General features: G+C 69.3%; 13 protein-coding genes and 1 pseudogene. 8 read left to right on the top strand and 6 right to left on the bottom strand.

What is annotated here, in order from left to right; all coding sequences use genetic code 11:
* The 4 genes from RJ05_RS32575 to RJ05_RS27310 form a co-directional block, all read left to right on the top strand.
* Positions 1-684 (top strand): aminotransferase class I/II-fold pyridoxal phosphate-dependent enzyme (locus tag RJ05_RS32575; protein ID WP_255220969.1); only part of this gene is annotated, 684 nt, incomplete at its 5' end.
* Positions 606-1,346: an aminotransferase class I/II-fold pyridoxal phosphate-dependent enzyme gene (locus RJ05_RS32570; protein ID WP_051016965.1), complete on the top strand. Its 741-nt coding sequence runs from the start codon at positions 606-608 to the stop codon at positions 1,344-1,346. The genes RJ05_RS32575 and RJ05_RS32570, both read left to right, overlap by 79 nt.
* Positions 1,343-2,416 carry a carboxymuconolactone decarboxylase family protein gene (locus tag RJ05_RS29615; RefSeq protein ID WP_051016964.1) on the top strand — a complete coding sequence of 358 codons (1,074 nt, stop codon included), beginning with the start codon at positions 1,343-1,345 and terminating at the stop codon, positions 2,414-2,416. The genes RJ05_RS32570 and RJ05_RS29615 overlap by 4 nt, the downstream gene beginning before the upstream one ends.
* Before the next feature lie 55 nt (positions 2,417-2,471).
* Positions 2,472-3,155, top strand: coding sequence for a TetR/AcrR family transcriptional regulator (locus RJ05_RS27310; protein ID WP_051016963.1), 684 nt, complete (start codon positions 2,472-2,474; stop codon positions 3,153-3,155).
* Positions 3,156-3,158: 3 nt separating this feature from the next.
* On the opposite strand, the gene RJ05_RS27305 is transcribed toward RJ05_RS27310, so the two are convergent.
* The 5 genes from RJ05_RS27305 to RJ05_RS27285 all read right to left on the bottom strand — a co-directional run bounded on the left by RJ05_RS27305 (position 3,159) and on the right by RJ05_RS27285 (position 8,406).
* Entirely contained in the window at positions 3,159-4,022 is an 864-nt protein-coding gene (locus tag RJ05_RS27305) for an LLM class F420-dependent oxidoreductase (protein WP_036542536.1), read from the bottom strand.
* 470 nt (positions 4,023-4,492) lie between these two features.
* A complete protein-coding gene (locus tag RJ05_RS27300) occupies positions 4,493-5,509 on the bottom strand; it encodes a methyltransferase (protein ID WP_051016962.1) in 1,017 nt (338 codons plus the stop codon).
* A 204-nt stretch (positions 5,510-5,713) separates the two neighbouring features.
* Complete coding sequence (locus RJ05_RS27295) at positions 5,714-6,649, bottom strand: SMP-30/gluconolactonase/LRE family protein (protein ID WP_211357614.1); 936 nt, start codon at positions 6,647-6,649, stop codon at positions 5,714-5,716.
* A 180-nt stretch (positions 6,650-6,829) separates the two neighbouring features.
* The gene (locus RJ05_RS27290; protein ID WP_036542516.1) at positions 6,830-7,462 is read right to left on the bottom strand and encodes an NAD(P)-dependent oxidoreductase; all 633 of its coding nucleotides are present in this window, start codon (positions 7,460-7,462) and stop codon (positions 6,830-6,832) included.
* Entirely contained in the window at positions 7,459-8,406 is a 948-nt protein-coding gene (locus RJ05_RS27285; protein WP_197731508.1) for an EamA family transporter, read from the bottom strand. The genes RJ05_RS27290 and RJ05_RS27285 overlap by 4 nt, the downstream gene beginning before the upstream one ends.
* Before the next feature lie 79 nt (positions 8,407-8,485).
* Here RJ05_RS27285 and RJ05_RS27280 point away from each other — a divergent pair, with 79 nt between their 5' ends.
* The 4 genes from RJ05_RS27280 (at position 8,486) to RJ05_RS27265 (ending at position 14,392) form a co-directional block, all read left to right on the top strand.
* Positions 8,486-9,397 carry a LysR family transcriptional regulator gene (locus tag RJ05_RS27280; protein WP_036542513.1) on the top strand — a complete coding sequence of 304 codons (912 nt, stop codon included), beginning with the start codon at positions 8,486-8,488 and terminating at the stop codon, positions 9,395-9,397.
* A gap of 228 nt (positions 9,398-9,625) precedes the next feature.
* Positions 9,626-10,663: a hypothetical protein gene (locus tag RJ05_RS27275; RefSeq protein ID WP_051016961.1), complete on the top strand. Its 1,038-nt coding sequence runs from the start codon at positions 9,626-9,628 to the stop codon at positions 10,661-10,663.
* A 276-nt stretch (positions 10,664-10,939) separates the two neighbouring features.
* Entirely contained in the window at positions 10,940-12,424 is a 1,485-nt protein-coding gene (locus RJ05_RS27270) for an MDR family MFS transporter (protein ID WP_036542510.1), read from the top strand.
* 219 nt (positions 12,425-12,643) lie between these two features.
* Positions 12,644-14,392: a DUF3556 domain-containing protein gene (locus RJ05_RS27265; RefSeq protein ID WP_036542522.1), complete on the top strand. Its 1,749-nt coding sequence runs from the start codon at positions 12,644-12,646 to the stop codon at positions 14,390-14,392.
* Here RJ05_RS27265 and RJ05_RS32845 read toward each other — a convergent pair.
* A pseudogene (locus tag RJ05_RS32845) lies at positions 14,393-17,705 on the bottom strand (protein kinase domain-containing protein).
* Between the last annotated feature and the right edge of the window lie 120 nt (positions 17,706-17,825).

Below are 17,825 nucleotides of genomic sequence, written 5' to 3'. Positions count from 1 at the left end.
CAGGCCGCCGCACGCCCCGCGGCGGCGCCGGCTCGGCCCGCCGCCACGACTGCCGCCTCCGCCCCGCGGAAGCGGCGCGGCCCCGGCCGCCAGTTCGCCGACCACCCCGAGGTGGCGGCCATGGTGGCGCGCCGGGCGGCCATCGCCGGACTCTACGAGCAGACCGGCATGCCCAATCCGCTGTTCTTGCCGCGCACCGGCGCCAACGACGCCACCATGCGCGTCGGCGACCGGGAGCTGGTGAACTTCAGCGCCTACAACTACCTGGGGCTGGCCAACCATCCGCGGGTGGTCGCCGGAGCCAAGGCCGCGCTCGACCGCTACGGTGCTTCGGCCTCGGCCAGCCGCATCCTGGCCGGTGAGATCGCCCTCTACGGCGAACTCGAACAGCGGCTGGCGCACTGGTACGGCGTCGGCGACGCCATGATCACCACCAGTGGCTATCTCACCAACGCCGGTGTGCTCGGGTTCTTGATGGGTGACGGTGACGTCGCGGTCTGCGACGCCTTGATCCACGGCAGCGTCATCTCCGGTACCCAGTGGGCGGGCTGTCGCCGGATCACCTTCCGGCACAACGACCCGACGCATTGCGGTCGGTGCTGCGGATGTCGCGCGCCGGGTTCGACCGGGCGCTGGTGGTGGTGGAAGGCCACTACAGCATGGACGGCACTGTCGGTCTGGTGAACGAGATGGCCGACATCGCACGGGAATACGACTGTGCGGTGATGGTGGACGAGGCCCATTCGCTCGGTGTGTTCGGCGCGCGTGGACGCGGTATCCGGGAGCACTACTCGATGGCAGGCACGGACGTCGACATCTGGATGGGCACCCTGTCCAAGGCGCTGGGCAGCGTCGGCGGCTTCATCGCGGGCGACGCCGACCTCATCGGGGCGATGAAGGCCGCCGCACCCGGGGTCGCGATGCTCACCGGCGGTCCGGCGCCCTCGGCGGTCGGCGCCGCCAAGGCAGCCCTCGATGTGCTCGATGACGAGCCGCAACGGCTGACCAGGCTGTGGTCGAATGCCAAGCGGTTCACCGCGTTACTGACCGAGCGCGGGATCGATATGGGTGATTCGCAGGGGACCCCGATCTGCCCGGTGATCGTGCCCGGCGAGATCCGCTCCGGATTCGTCGCCTCATCACTGCTGCAACGTGGGATCTACGCGGGCAATATTTCCGCGCCCGCGGTCCCGGCGGGCCAGGAACGCCTGCGGTTCTTCGTCACCTCCGAACACACCGACGACCAGCTCACCAGCACCGCGGACCTGCTCGCCGAGGCGATCGCCGCGGCCGAGCACGTCCCCGATCCCACGGCACCGGACAGCGAAAGGGCAGCCCGTCGATGACCGAGCAGACCGCATTGGGGTGGTCGCGGCCGGGCACCGCGCGACTGCGCAATCCTTTGCCGTGGCGCTACAGCCCGCCCAACGCCGAGATCGTGGTGCCGATGCTGCACCACCTCACCATCCTCGGCCCGTGGACCATGCTGGTGAACAACATTCACCTGCTGGCCATCGCGCATCCGATCCTGCCGATCGCCGACTGGGAACTGATCGCGCTGCGCGGCAGCTGGAACTGCGGCGGCCGGTTCGAATGGGAGAACCACGTCCTCACCGCCAAGGTGCTGCGTAAGGACGCGGACTACCTGGTCGCGATCAAGGATGGTCCGTCGGCGCCGCTGTGGAACGACCGGCAGGCCGCGATCCTCACCGCCGTCGACGAACTGCACGAGGATCAGCTCATCACCGAGGCGACCGAACAGCGGCTGTTGGGTCATCTGTCGCCGCGCCAGTACCGGGAGCTGTACTCGGTCGGCGCGATGTACGAGGTGCTGGCGATGGTCAACAATTTCTGCCCGCCGGGGGAGTTGTTCGACTTCGAGCCGCGCGCCGCCCGCCGTTCGCCCGCCCGACCGCGCCGTCCGCGCAAGGATCGCCCGCTGGCCCCGGCGCCCGCCGAGATCACCACCGCCGTCCGGCCGTCGCGTCCGCACATCTGGGCGCCGCACGATCCGGAGATCACCGCGGAGTTCGCGCTGAACCATCCGTGGACGGCCGCGATCGTGCGCCGCATCGACGGGATCGCGGCCCGGCGGATGAAGCTCGCGGCCGCCGAACGGGAATTGGCCATCCAGCGCATGCTGTGGCGGGTCGGCCCGATCGGTGAATGGACCATGCGCTCGGCCGCCTATCCGGAGACGGCGGCCCTGGTCGCGGCGGGGCCCGACGGCGCGGACGCGAGCCGAGCCCAGTCCGCGCTCATGCGCGCGGTCGACGAGCTGGACACCGAGTACTTCATCAGCGATGACACCTGGGCGCGGTTGCGCCGCGATTTCTCGGTGAAGCAGCTGCTCGAGCTCGTGCCGCTGGTGGGCATTTACCGGGTATACGCCGCCATCATGAACAACCGCGGCTGACCCGGCCACCGGTCCGGAATACCGCTGCGGTCTCGTCGAGCGGTATAAATGCTGCATGGGAGAGCAGCTCACCGAAGCCGATGGGGCCGACGCGCCGTCGATGGCGCGTTCCTCGCTGCTGCGTGAGCTGCCTACCACCCAGCGTGGTCTGCGCACACGTGCCGCCCTGGTCGCGGCGGCGCGGGAGGTGTTCGAACGCAACGGTTATCTCGAAACCCGGCTGATCGATATCACCCAGGCGGCCAACTGCTCCTCGGGCACCTTCTACACCTATTTCGCGAGCAAGGAAGAGATCTTCGCGGCGGTGCTCGAGGTGGCGCAGGAGGACATGATGCATCCCGGCATGCCGCACGTGCCGGTCGACGACGACCCCGCCGCCATCGTCGAGGCGAGCAACCGTGCCTATTTCGAGGCCTACCAGCGCAACGCCAAGCTGATGGCGTTGCTGGAACAGGTCGCGAACATCGATTCCGAGTTCGCCGAACTGCGGCAGCGCCGCGCCGACGCGTTCATCCAGCGCAATGCCCGCAGCATCGCCGATCTGCAACGACGCGGGCTCGCCGACCCGGAGCTCGACCCACTGCTCGCCTCACGGGCGTTGTCGGGCATGGTCAGCAGGCTCGCGTTCGGGCATTTCGTCACCATGGCCGACGACCCCGCCGCGGCGTCGATGGACGAGCTGACCTTCACCGCGACTCGGCTGTGGGTCAACGCGCTGCGCCTTCCCACCAAGCAGTAGGGCTCAGCTCGCGGCCGGGGCGGCGATCCGGGCCAGCTTGTCCGACAGGCGTTCCAGGTAGGCCACGACGTCCGCCTCGGGCTTGTCGGGCAGCCCGTACAGGACATCGGTCACGCCGCAGTCGGCCCATTCGGCCAGCCGGTCGGCATCCGGTTTGATATCGAGGGCCACCACGCGCGGATGTCCGGGACGGCCGGAATCGGTCCAGATCTTATGCAGCAGGGCGAGTCGGTCGGAGATATCGGTTTCGCCGGGGGTGGTGATCCAGCCGTCGGCCGACTGGGCGATCCAGCCGAAAGTGCGTTCGGTGCCCGCCGCGCCGATGAGCACCGGCACCGAGCCGCGCACCGGTTTCGGCCAGGCCCAGCTGGCACCGAAATCCACGTAGTCGCCGTGGTATTCGGCTTCCTCCTGTGACCACAGCGCGCGCATGGCCTCCAGATATTCGCGTAGGACGGTGCGCCGCTTGTTCGGTGGAACATGATGATCGGTGAGTTCGTCGGTGTTCCAGCCGAATCCGGCGCCGAGCACCACCCGGCCCCCGGAGAGATGATCGAGCGAGGCGATGGTCTTGGCCAGGGTGATCGGATCGTGCTCGACCGGCAGGGCCACCGCCGTGGACAATTCGATTCGCTCGGTGACCGCCGCGGCCGTGGCCAGGGCTACCCACGGATCGAGGGTGCGCATATAGCGGTCGTCGGGCAGCGATTCGTCACCGGTCTGTGGGTGGGCGGCCTCGCGCTTGACCGGGATGTGGGTGTGTTCGGGCACATAGAAGGAGTGGAATCCGGTGGCCTCGGCCGCTTTGGCCGCGGCGGCCGGCGTGATGCCGCGGTCGCTGGTGAACAGCACGATGCCGAAACGCAAGGCGTCGCCGAGGGAACCAGAGCCGGTCATATGTGCACTCCTTCGGATCCGCCGAGGGGATCGGCGCGGGGCTCCGTCACCGGCGGGGCGCGGAGTCGAGCGTCCAGACATTCTGAGTGTCTGGACAGGTGTTCGGAATATTAGCCAACGCCTTCCGCTCCGGCAAGAACGTGTTCCAGTTTTGCGGCTACAAGCGGCCACCGCGCGCCCTGCGCGAGCGGCATGTCGAGGACGTCGTGAAGCTGTGCGGCGGATCGCTCTACGACGTGATCGGCCGCCTCGAAGTGCGGAGACGGTGCCAGGCGGCACGGCGCGGACCGGTGCACGGCCCGAGCGCACGGTGTACGAGATCACCGACGCCGGCCGGGAAACCGCGGACCAGGATGCGTTCGCCGCGGCCGCGCCCCGCTGTCCGGTCGGCCGAGTCGAGCCTGCCCGCCCCGCCGGTCTCGCGGCAGAGTCGTAGATCGCTAGGCGGGCACGCAGTCGATCACGAGATGACCGAGCGGTGTCGGGTGTACGCCGGCCACCGTCAGTCCGGCAGTGGCCGCCAGCGCCGTGTAGGCCTCGATGCTGCGTTCGCGGCCACCGGAGATGAGCAGCATGCGCAGATCCATCTCGGCGAACGAGGCCGGATCGCCCGTGGAGTCGAAGCCTTCGATGATCACCACGCGTCCGTCGGACCCGGCAGCATCGGCGCACCGGCGCAGGATGGCGACGGCCTGCTCGTCGTCCCAGTCGTGAATCACCCGGCACAGCACGTAGACGTCGCCGCCGGTGGGCAGCGGGTCGAAGAAGCTCTGCCCGGCGATCGCGCAGCGCCGATCCAGGCCGCGCGCGGCGAGGAATCGCCTACCGCGTTCGACGGTCTCGGGCAGATCGACCAGGGTGCCACGGGCCTCGGGGTGTGCCTCGAGCACATGGGCGAGGAAGGTGCCGGTGCCGCCGCCCACATCGACGATGTGGCGGGCGCTGGACCAGTCGTAGCCGCCGGCCTCGTCGGCGAGTCGCCCGGAGGCCATCGCTTCGTCGAATGCGGCGCTCATCGCCGGATGGGTGTGCAGGTAGTGCCAGAACGGCGCACCGAAGACCTGCTGCCACGCGGGTTCTCCGGTGCGCACGGTGTGCAGCAGCCCGGTGAACACCAGATCCATGCGCCCGAAGAATCCGTCGAGATCGAGGTATCCGCGCATCCGGGACGGATGTTCCGAACGCAGCAGTGCGGCGATCTCGTTATCGCCGAACGTCCCCGGGCTCGGCTCGGTGAACACGCCGTGACAGACGAGGTGCCGCAGCAACCTGGCGAGGGCGTCGGCGTCGGTATCCGACCGCTGCGCGAGCTCCTCGACCGGTAGCGGACCCGCCGCCACGAAGTCGGCGATGCGCAGCGTCGCGGCGACTCGCGTCGCCATCGGGGTCACCAGGTCCATCAGCGGGCCGAGCGCCTTCCACGCGTCGGGGACGGCATTGTCACCGGTGTCTGCCATGCGCACTCCTGCGATCGTCGGTGTGGAGCCATCGCGGCCTGCCGTGGTGCCGGACGCCAGTGTCGCAATGGGTCTGCGCCGTGGCAACCGTCGAGCCGGTCGGCAAGCCGAGGGGGCGGATACCGACCCGCTCACCGGAGTCGCGGTGGGTACGGGCGCACACCGCGGCCGATGGGCGGCGCCCCACCACCCCTGGCCGCGTTCTCACCTGGGCCGGTCGACGGCGACGGCCGTGTATGGGGTCGTAGCCGTCGGGGCGGTCGTGAACCGCGCGTTCGGCAGATACAGCCGGTCGCCGAAAGCGGCGACGGTCGTGGGAACATCCCAGCGACTATCGGAGATCCGGTGCTCGACCCTCCCGCGGGCATCCGCGACCAGAGTCACCACGGCGACCGTGTTCATCCGGTTCTGTACCACGAACAGGGTGTCGCCGTGCCGCAGCAACCCATCGCCGCCAGGCAGCGACTCGGACCCGAGATCGATCCGCTGGGCGCGGCCCGAGGCCGGATCGACGCGGAACAGGTCCCCGGTCACCGACTGCACGATGAGCAATCCCGCGCCATCGGGAGTGCGCACGATGCCGTTGGCATTGATCGACTCGCTCACGTAGCGGATATCACCGGTCAGCGGGAGCCGAACCACCGCATCGGGGTCCGGAAGCGCACCGTCGTGGCCGATCGGCAGGTGATACAGCACCGGTGACCGGGAATCGGTGAACCACGCACCGTCCGGTGTGAGCACCACATCGTTGACGAAGGTGCCGGACGCCGTGCCGAGCCGGTAGGTCGCGAGCACCGCACCGCTCATAGCATCCACTACCCGTGCCGTGCCCGCGGTGCCGCCGGCAACGAACAGCCGCCCGCGCGCGTCGAGCGCCAATCCCAGCGCCGGGGTTCCCGGTCCCGGGCTGAATATCGTGCCTCGTCCGGTCGTCAGGTCGGCGCGATAGAGCGAACCGTCGGCGCGCGATCCGAAGTAGGCCACCGGCAGCGCACCGATCGCGATCCCTTCGGGTTGAAATCCGGCGGGCAGGGTGATGGTGGTGGGGAACGGCACCGGGTGCGCTGACGCCGGGCTCGGCATGAGCACCGTCGCCGCCACACAAGCGGGCAGGACCACCGAATAGGCGAGCGTGCGCATGGCATTCCTCCTCATGATCGGACCAGAAGCGGGCGGACGTGATTCGTTGTGGCGGGCGGCTTCTGATCCGGCACGTCGTGCGGTGATCCATCCGCGCCGAATGCTGTCCGGCGAGTAGCGGCCACCTGTTGCGGTGCGCCTCCACTCGCCGGTCGCGCGCAGCACTCGCGGTCCCCGCACTCAGTAGCCGACGGTGAAATGCCTGACCTCGCCGCGGTTTTCGAGCTCGTCGACCACGGCGGCCGCGAGGTCGTCGGCCGAGATCTGTGACCTGCCGTCGGCGTCGGTGAGCAGCGTCGTGGTGCCTCGGCGATACCGGCCGGTGCGGGCGCCGGGTTCGAGCAGTGCGGGCGGGCTCAGGTAGGTCCAGTCCGCGGGATGGTCGCGGCAGACCTCCAGTTGGGCGAGGCTGGCGGCGGCGATCGGACGGATATGGGCGGGCACGTAGCCGGTGTCGTCGAGGACGATCCGATCCGGATGACCCGGCACCCGCAGCGGCGCGGCGCCGCCCACCACAAGGATCCGGGTATCCGCCGTCCTGGCCGCTTCGAGCAGCGCGGTCGTCGTCGCGGTGACGGTGTGCTCCTGGCCGGGGGCAGGGCGGGTCGCCGCCACGACGGCGTCGGCGCCGGCGAAGAACCCGCTCATCTGCTCGCTATCACCCGCCTCACCGGCGACGGCCACCGCGCCGGGTGGCAGCGTGACCTGCCGCGGCGTGCGGAAGACGGCGACGACGTCATGGCCTCGCCGCGCGGCCTCGGCGACGACCCGGGAGCCGACCATTCCGGCGGCGCCGACGACGGTGATCTTCATCGTGATGTTCCTTTCGGTGTCAGTGGGGCAACAGCATGGCCGGGTGCGGGCAGCTGGCCCGCGACGATGGCGGCCAGCGCGAGCGCGAAGCCGGTGAGCTGGATCGGTCCGAGGGTTTGGCCGAGCAGGGCGGCCCCGAGGATCGCCGCCACCAGCGGGGACAACAGCACCAGCACGGCCACCGAAGCGACCGGCAGAGTGGCGATACCGCGGAACCAGACGACATAGGCGAACAGTCCGCCCACCACGCCCATCCAGAGGTAGCCGAGGCTCGCGTTCGTATCGATCGCGGGCGGTGCGCCCTCCAGCAGGAAGGTCAGCGGTAACAGGAACAGCCCGCCGGAGGTGAGGAGCCAGCCGGCGAACGTCGTCGGCCCGGCCTCGGGCGGGCGGCCCCACCGTTTGGTGAGCGTCAAGGCCAGCGCCATCGACGCCGCACTCCCCACCCCGGCCACCACGCCGACGCCGTCGAGCCCGGCATCCGGGCCGATCACCACCAGACCGACGCCGAGCACACCGATCAACCCCCACCCCAGCCGCCACGTCGACAGGCGCTCGCGCAGCACCGGCACGGCCAGCACCGCGACCGCCAGTGGTTGGGCGGCCGCCAAAGTCGCCGCGACGCCGCCCGGCAGGTGCTCGGCCGACAGAAACAGCAGCGGGAACGGCACGCCGATATAGAGCACGCCGAGCGCGAGCGCCTTCCACCACCACATCCCGCGCGGCAGCATCCGAGTGAACGCGAGTGCGATCAGGCCCGCGGGCAGCGCGCGCAGCAGTCCCGCGAACACCGGATGCCCCGGCGGCAGGAGCTCGGTGGTGACCACGTAGGTGGTGCCCCAGGTGATCGGGGTCAGTGCCGTCAGCGCGGTGAGCGGCAGATTCCCGTATCCGGACGCCGTGCCGGGTGGGGCGGAAACCAGTTCCGCTGCTGAACTTCTCATGCTCACCATCTCACCCGCTAGACAACGATGAATCCAACACATGTTTGTCACCGCACCGATCGTGATTCACGATTGATGAATGGAGCTGCAACAGATGCGGTATGTGCTGGCCGTCGCCGAGACGAACAGCTTCACCCGCGCCGCCGAACGCTGCCTGGTCGTGCAATCGGCCCTCAGCCACCAGATCGCCCGCCTGGAACGCGAACTCGGCGCGCGCCTGTTCGACCGCACCAGCCGCCGGGTGCGACTGACCCCGGCCGGCGCGGCGTTCTTGCCTGCCGCCCGGCAGTGCCTGGAGGCCGCCGAACGGGCGGCGGCGGAGGTCGCCGCGGCGGTCGGGGAGATCCGCGGCCGGCTCGCCGTCGGATTGATCCCCTCGGTGGCGGCCGTCGACGTGCCCGCAGCGCTACGGGAATTCCGCAGCCGATACCCGCACGTGCGGATCAACCTGCGGGTGGGTGCGAGTGAGGGCCTGGCCGAACGGGTCGAGCAGGGTGCGCTCGACGTGGCCTTTCTCGGTTTGCCGCCGACCACGCGTCCCCGGGGTGTGGCCGCGCACGAACTGGCCCGCGACCGGCTCGTCGCCGTCGTCGCACCGGAGCATCCGCTCGCCGGCACGACATCGGTGGACCTGCACCGGCTGTCGTCGGAAGTCTTCGTCGACCTGCCACCCGGCACCGCCGGCCGGGCCCAATCGGACCTCGCCTTCGCCGCCGCCGGGCTGGACCGGGACGTCGCCTTCGAGGTCACCTCCGCCGAGTACATCGCCCGCCTGGTGAGCCAGGACCTGTGCATCGCCATGCTGCCCGCGCTGTGGGTGCCGCAGCTGAGCGGTGTGGTCACCATCGAGATCACCGATGCGCCCACCCGCGTGGAGTACGTCATCTGGAGCCGGACCACCCGCACCCCGGCAGCGGGCGCCTTCCTCGACATCCTCGGCATTCCGGCCGAGCCGGCCGCGCGGTCGTCAACGACGAGGCCGGCCGAGTGAGTTCGCCGGCGAATCCTGGACGCTGTGCACCGGGTGCGCTCACGGCCGTCGGCATGGGTCTCGGCCGCGCCGGCCGGCGGCAGCCTCACCGCTTGCGCCCGAAGCTGCTGCCCAGCGGATTCCGCCGGCCTCGACCGGGGTGTCCTGAGCGCGCCGCGACCCTCAGGCATCCACAATGAGCACGACCGGTGCGGTGTCGCCAGTGCATCCGTGAAGCGAGGACGTGGCATGGACGAGAATGCCGAGGCCGGGAACCAGCAGGGCGCACCCGGTCGCCGCAGCCCGTGGCCACGCCGGCTGCGCTGGACCGCGGTAGTCGTGCTGCTGGTCCTGACCGGTGTGCTGGCGGCGGCCTCGGTGGTGGCACGCACCGTGCATGCGACGGTGCTGGACACCGACGGATATGTGGAGACCGTCGCACCCCTGTCCGCCGATCCGGCGGTGCGGGCCGCGCTCGCCGATCGGGTCACCGACGAGATCGTCACCCGCATCGATATCGAGGCGATCGTGGGGCAGGCGTTGACGGAGGTGGCCGGTACGGGGGAGCGGCGGGAGCGTGCCATCGCGGGCCTGAGTCCGGTCCTGGCCGATCAGGCGAAGGACTTCGTGCACGAGACGGTCACCACGCTGGTCGAGTCCGACGAATTCGACGATCTGTGGGCCGGGACGAACCGCGCCGCGCATCGCCAAGTGGTCGCGGTGCTGACCGGGCAGACCCGCTCCGGCGCTCTCGACATCGACGCCACCGGGACGATCAGTGTGTCTGTGGCCCCCATCATCGAGCGGGCGAAAGAGCGCCTACTGGAGCGCGGATTCGTGTTCGCCGACCGTGTTCCCCGGGTCGAGGCGCAGTTCGTGCTGGTGCAGTCGGCCGAGCTGGCCACGGCGCGCCGCGCCGTCGACGCCCTCGACCGGGCGGCCTCGGTTCTCCCCTGGCTGGCCCTGCTCACCGCTGTGGCGTCAATCACCCTGGCTCCCAAGGGTTTCCGGCTGCGCGCGACGATCGCGCTCGGTCTGACCTACGCCGCCGTCATGGCGATGCTCGCGCTCGCCCTCCGCCTCGCACGCGCGTACTACCTCGACCACCGAGGGCCGGCCATCCGTTCACCCGACGCCGCCGCGGCGGTGGTCGACATCCTGACCCGGCCGCTGTGGCACACGGTATGGGTCGTGTTCGCCCTCGGCCTGATCATCGCGGCCGCTGCCTACCTCGCGAGCGGAGCATCGTCGGCGCGTGCGGTCCGTCGCGCGGTATGGCGGCGCTGAGCGACCGAAAGCCACGCCACCGAACCATCGAGTCATCGACGGCTCAGCCGCGGGAAAAATCGGATGACTTGACCTCTAGTGTGGTTTAGCTTGTTTGCTGTTCTTCGAGCCCGACCCGGCTCGGCGACGCCGACGAGGGGTGCCGCCGAGCCGAGTCGGCGCGCGACCGATGAATCGATCCGATGGACTCCGTCTGATCTGGTGTGGCGCGCGAGGTCGACGACGACCTGCCCTCGCCCACTCGTCACCACGTTCTCGATTACCGGAGGTACCCCGATGCCCGACGCACTGACCGAACGCCGGACAGGAGGGCAGCGGACTCCGGCGGTGATCCGGCTGCTGGTGCTCGCGACGTTCGTGGTGATCCTGAACGAGACCATCATGATCAACGCGATCCCGCGATTGATGACCGATCTCGAGATCACCGAACGCTCCGCGCAGTGGGTCTCCACCGCGTTCATGCTCACCATGGCCGCCGTCATCCCGGTGACCGGCTGGTTCCTGCAACGAGTCACCACCCGGCGCGCCTACGCGATCGCGATGGGTGTGTTCCTCGCGGGTACGGCCCTGTCGGCGGTCGCACCGAACTTCCCGGTGCTGCTGATCGGCCGCGTCATCCAGGCCGGCGGCACCGCGGTGATGATGCCGCTGCTGATGACCACGCTGATGACGGTGGTGCCCGAGCGTGATCGCGGCCGCGTCATGGGCAATGTCACCCTGGCCATTTCGGTCGCCCCTGCCATGGGTCCGGTGCTGTCGGGTCTGGTGTTGCAGATCGGTTCCTGGCGCTGGCTGTTCGTGCTGGTGCTGCCCATCGCGGGCCTGGTCACCTGGCAGGGGCTGCGGCGTCTGGAGAACGTGGGTGAGCCGGAGGCCGGTGCGATCGATTGGTCGAGCGTGGTGTTCGCCGCGCTCGGCTTCGGCAGCCTGGTGTACGGGCTGAGTCGCTTCGAAACCGGCAGCGTCACCACCCCGGCGCTGATCGTGGCCGCGGGTATCGCGCTGATCGGCGTGTTCGCCTGGCGTCAGCTGCGGCTGCAGCGCACCGGGACCCCGCTGCTGGATCTGCGCATCCTGCTGTCGGGCACCTATACCAAGGCGCTGATCTTCATGTCGATCGCCTTCCTGGCCATGCTCGGTTCGATGATCCTGCTGCCGCTGTATCTACAGAACCTGCGTGGACTCAGCCCGCTGAGCACCGGCCTGCTGGTGATGCCCGGCGGTATGGCGATGGGTCTGCTCGGCCCGACCATCGGCCGGCTGTTCGACCGCTTCGGCGGACGGGTGCTGGTGATTCCCGCGGCGATCGGGGTCACGGTGTCGCTGGCCGGGTTCACCCAGATCTCGATGAGCACGCCGTACTGGCAGCTGCTCGGCCTGCATATCCTGCTGATGGTGTCGCTGGCCGCGGTGTTCACCCCGGTCTTCACCCTCGGCCTCGGCGCGCTGCCGCAGCACCTGTACTCGCACGGCAGTTCCATGCTCGGCACCCTCCAGCAGGTCGCCGCCGCGCTCGGCACCGCGCTGGTGGTGACGGTGATGTCCACCCGCAGCACCGCGTTGATCGACGAGGGCGCCGACGCGACCACCGCGCACCTGGACGGCATGCGGCTGGCGTTCGGTGTCTCCGCGGCGCTGGCCGCGATCGTGATCGTGGTTGCGGTGCTGCTGCCCCACCGTGCGAGTGCGCCGGAGGAGCCCGCCGAACCCGGCGAACCGCAGGCGCCCGGCACCCCGGAGCTGGAGCTGGTGACGGGCTGACCGACCGGTTCACGGCCGCACCCGGCGAGCCCTCTCAGGCTGGAACTCCAGTGTGAGAGGGCTCGCCGCATGAGGGCCTCGCGACAACAGGCCGGTCGGGACTTCCCGGATACGGTCGGCCGCGCCCGGTGCGAATGGGCGCCGGATTCCACGAACACCGGACGTACTCCGCGTTAAAGTAGAACACGTTCTTATTCTGGAGACGGAACGGATCGTGCGATGGGGTTTCTTCGTCCCAACCTCCCGGTGGTCGATTACGACGAATGGAGCAAGGGCACGAGGTCGGAGAAGATCCGGCCGATGGCCAGGCACTGGGCCGAAGTCGGCTTCGGTACGCCGGTGGCGCTGCACCTGTTCTACGTCGTCAAGATCGCGCTCTACAGCCTGGCCGCGTGGCTGATCGTGCTGAGTACCAGCGGGATCGACGGTTTCACCCAGGTCGGTTCGTGGTGGACCGAACCCATCGTGTTCCAAAAGGTCGTGCTGTTCACCATGCTGTTCGAGGTGGTCGGGCTCGGCTGCGGCTTCGGACCGCTCAACAACCGATTCTTCCCGCCCATGGGTTCGATCCTGTATTGGTTGCGGCCCGGCACCATTCGGCTGCCACCGTGGCCGGGACGGGTGCCGCTCACGGCGGGCACCGCACGCACTCCGGTCGACGCACTGCTGTACGGGACGCTGCTGGTGCTGCTGCTGGTCGCGTTGTTCTCCGACGGCACCGGGCCGATCCCGGAACTCGACACCACCGTCGGCGTGCTGCCGACCGGGCAGATCGTGGCGATTCTGGCCGTACTCGGCGTCCTCGGGCTGCGGGACAAGGTCATCTTCCTCGCCGCTCGCGGCGAGGTGTACGGATCGTTCACGGTGGTGTTCCTGTTCGGTGGCGTGGACATGATCGTCGCGGCCAAGATCGTCTTCCTCGTCATCTGGATCGGCGCGGCGATCTCCAAGCTGAACAAGCACTTCCCGTTCGTGGTGTCGACCATGATGTCCAACAATCCGGTGCTGCGGCCCAAGGCCGTCAAACGGATGTTCTTCGAACGGTTTCCCGACGACCTGCGCCCCGGCCGCCCCTCGCGAGTCCTGGCCCACGGCGGAACGGCCGTGGAACTGGGTGTGCCGCTGGTGCTGTTTTTCAGCCACGGCGGCTGGGTCACCACCGTCGCCGCCATCGTGATGATCTGTTTCCACCTGACGATCCTGGTGGCGATCCCGATGGGTGTGCCGCTGGAATGGAACGTCTTCATGATCTTCGGGATACTCACCCTGTTCGTCGGACACGCCGATCTCGGTCTGGCGCAGGTGGATTCCCCGGCATTGATGGCCGCCGTGTTCGTCGTGCTCATGAGCATCGTGATCCTCGGCAACCTGTTCCCGTCCAAGATCTCGTTCCTGCCCGGCATGCGGTACTACGCCGGGAACTGGGACACCACCCTGTGGTGCATCAAACCCTCGGCCGAGGCGAAGATCCGGGCAGGCATCATCGCCGTCGCGGCCATGCCCGCCGCTCAGCTCGAGCGGTACTACGGCAGCAAGGAAGCCGCCCAGATCCCGTTGTATCTGGGATATGCGTTCCGCACGTTCAACACCCACGGCCGGGCTCTGTTCACCCTGGCCCATCGCGCGATGGCCGGCCACGACGAAGCCGAATACACGATCACCGACGGCGAACGCATCTGCTCCACCGCACTCGGGTGGAACTTCGGCGACGGTCACCTGCACAACGAACAACTCATCGAGGCCCTGCACCAACGCTGCGGATTCGAACCGGGCGAAGTGCGGGTGGTGCTGCTCGACGCCCAGCCCATCCACACTCAGACCCAGCGCTACCGCCTCGTCGACGCCGCCACCGGCGAATTCGAGCGTGGCACAGTGCGAGTGGCCGATATGGTGACCAGACAGCCATGGGATGACCAGCTGCCCGTGTACCCGGACGCCATCGAGGAGACGAGCCGATCCGCGCAGTGATCAGCTCAGGACTGTCGTCGAGTCGAGCAGCAACCGCGACAGCCCGCTCTCGAGGCATCGCGCGGCCGCGGGGGCCCGGAGCCGCTCGGCCTCGTCGACGTCTCCGGACGCGCGGACCACAGCGCTCAGCAGCAACGTCGCTCCCAGCGCGGCCAGCGGACGGCGCTCGGGATCGATGGCGGCGGCCAGCGCTCGTGCGCGCGCGGTGGCTTCGCGGCAGCGGTGTCGCAGCAGCAACAACCGGATCGCGGAATCTTCGTCCGATTCGGCGGTGATGGTGGCTATTCCGTCCGCGTGGTCGAGCGAGCGAGGCCGCAGCAGCTGCCGCGCCGATGTCTCCGGGACGCCGAACCCCAGCCGGATGCGTTCATTGCGCAGCCGGGCCGCCAGACGCGCCAGCCCCAGCTGCTCGGCCTGGCGCATCCCCTCCGCGAGCCGCAAGACCGCGGCATCGAGGTCGCCGTGCGCCGCTTCGATCCGGGCCGCGGTGGCATAGGTCGCGATCATCACATCGACCAGACCGCCGCCCTCGGCGGCCAATTCGCGGTAGTCGGGCAGCAGTCGCAGCGCGCCGTCGAGGTCGCCGCTGTAGTAGCGCAGTTCGCTGAGCAGCGCGCCGGCGATCCGGGCCGCATGCGAACGCGGGCCCATCGTCTCGGTCGCCAACTCGAGGGCCGAGTCGAAAAACGCGAACGCGGCGGGAATGTCGAGCTGCTCGCGCGCGGCGATCGCGCTGGCACAGCGGCCGTACACGCGCACGAACGGTCCCGTGGCATCGTGATACGGCATCACCCAGCGCTGCCGCCGCCGTGCCGCGTCGAAATCGAAACGGTAGATCGAGGCGAAGGTATCGATATTGCCCGCTACGCCGGTGACTCGCGGGGGGGAAGTCGTCGGGCCGCGCCAGCACATCGGCCAGCAATCGGTCGATCTTGCCGAGACGATCGTTGAAGACCTCGGCCACGCTGTCGATCACGGCGGCTTCGGCGCGCAGGTCGGCGATCTCGGCCGCGCTCGACGACGACTGGTCAAGGGCGGCGGTGAAGCGCGCGAGCGCGACCGCGGCCGGCGTGCTCGGGCGGCGCAGCACCAGATTCACCCAGGCGATCCACAGCTGGATCCGCGGCCGGGCCGCGATCGCGGACGCCGGTAGCTTGGCGAGGATGCCGAGCAGCGTGGTCATCTTGGCGTGTTCGAGCAGATCGGTGGCACCCTGTTCGACCAGCTCGACCGCGTGCTCGGGATCGCCGGCCGCGAGGGCGTGATCGACGGCCTCGTTCAGTAGATCGTGGCGGGCGAACCAGGCCGCGGCTCGGAGATGCAGGGCGTCGATCTCCCGCGCCGGGCGGTCGCGCGCGAGGCGCCGGCGCAGATATCCGGCGAAGAGCTGGTGATAGCGATACCACTGACGATCCGGTCCCACCCGTTCCAGGAACAGGCCACGGTGCTCGATGTCGTCGAGGGTCGCCGCCGCTGCCTCGGAACCGGTGAGCGCGGTGGCCAGACCGCCGCAGAGCCGGTCGCAGACGGAGGTCGTGGTGAGGAACTCGACTGTGCTCTGGTCGAGCCCGTCGAGGACGTTCTCGGCGAGATAGTCGCCGATATCGGCATGCTCGGTCAGCGCGGCGAGCAGCTGGGCGGGGTCGTCTCCGGCGCGCAGCGACAGCACCGCCAACTGGAGCGCGACCGCCCACCCGTCGGTGGTGTGGGTCAGGGCGTCGATATCGAGTGCCGACGGCAGGCAGCCCGCCTCGGCCAGCAGCGCCCGCACCTCATCGGCATCGAAACGCAAAGCGTCGGTATCGATCTCGACCAGCTCCCCGCTCAGCCGCAACCTACTCAGCGGCAGGTCGGCCGTGGCGGTGCTGGTGATCACCAGCGGCAAGTGATGGCAGCCGTGCTCGAGCAGGAAACGCAGCGCGGCCGTCGTGTCCGGCGCGGTGACTCGCTGCCAGTCGTCGAGGACCAGCGTCAGCGGGTCGTCGGCGCCGTGCGACTGGTTGATCAGCGCGGTGAGGACATGGCGGGTGGGATCGTCGGGGTATTGCTCGAGCAGGTGTTCCAGAGTCGCGGCCAGGGCGGGTCGGGGCAGGCGGACCGCCTCGACGAGATGCTCGAGGAACCAGACCACATTGTCGTCGTCGCTGTCGACGGTCAGCCAGGCCACCGCGCCGCCGGCCTCACAAAGCTCGTCGCGCCAGCGCGCGGCCAGCGTGGTCTTGCCGAAACCACTGGGTGCGTGGATCAGCGTCAGCCGTTTGCCCGCTCCCGAGCGGAGCCGGTCCAACAGCCTTTTCCGGATGATCGGCGAGCGCGCCGACGTCGGCGGACGGTACTTGGTCGTCGGCGTCGGGGGAGCGGTGCTGCGCCCGCGCAGGTGCGTGGAATGCGAGGCGCTCGCGATCCGCGGCGGCGACGCCGGCGGCAGCGGCAGCTCGACGACGGGCAGATCGTGTCGCCGCTGGATGCCGCGCAGGTGTTCACCGAGCGCGGCAGCGGAGTCGAATCGCTCGGCCGGTCGACGGGCCATGGCCTGCTCGATCGCCGCGGACACGTCCTCGGGAACGCCGCGGTGGCGGAGGTCGGGCACCGGCTGCGCGGCCACTCGCAGGAAATGCGCCAGCACCTGCTCGCCTTCGCGCCGCTCATAGGCCACATGGCCGGTCAACGCGCAGAACAGCGTGGCGCCGAGGCCGTAGATGTCGGAGGCGACGGTGGGCGCCTCACCTTCCAGGATCTCCGGTGCGGTGAAGGCGGGTGAGCCGGTGATGATCCCGGCCGCGGTCTGGAAGTCGCCGGCCGGGCGCGCGATGCCGAAATCCGACAGCTGTGGCTCGCCGTAATCGGTGAGCAGGATATTGCCCGGCTTCACATCTCGGTGCAGGGTGCCGACTCGATGAGCGGCCTCGAGCGCGCCGGCGATCTTGACGCCGAGGGCCACGACCTCGGTCCAGTCGAGCGGCCCGGAGTCCCGGATGCGTCGTTCCAGTGAGCCGTGCGCGTGATAGGGCATCACCAGGTAAGGGTGGCCGCCGGTGGTGGTGCCGACCTGGAAGACGTCGACGATGTGCGGATGGCCCGACAGTTGCCCCATCGCGCGTTGTTCCCGCAGGAACCGTTGCAGATTCTCGGCGGCCAGATCCGAGGTGAGGACCTTGAGCGCGACGACCCGGTTCAAATCGGGTTGGGTGCATCGGTACACCACACCGAAGCCGCCCCGCCCGATCTCTTCGGCCTGTTCGAAGCCTTCGGTATTCAGTTCCGCGATGATCCCGGCAGCTCGGTTGCGCTGGGTCGGCGGCAGGTCGGCCATTGTCGGCCTCGATTCTTCGCGAACCAGGGGGCCCCCGCGTGCGGGGTCTGACTCGAGAATAGCCCGCCGATCAGGCGGTGATGTGGACCAGCGGCTGTGTCCGGCGGGCCGGTTCGGTCC

The sequence above is a fragment of the Nocardia cyriacigeorgica NBRC 100375 genome, from assembly GCF_000308555.1.
GTDB lineage: Bacteria > Actinomycetota > Actinomycetes > Mycobacteriales > Mycobacteriaceae > Nocardia > Nocardia cyriacigeorgica.
This window is presented reverse-complemented; position numbering and strand designations above follow the sequence as displayed.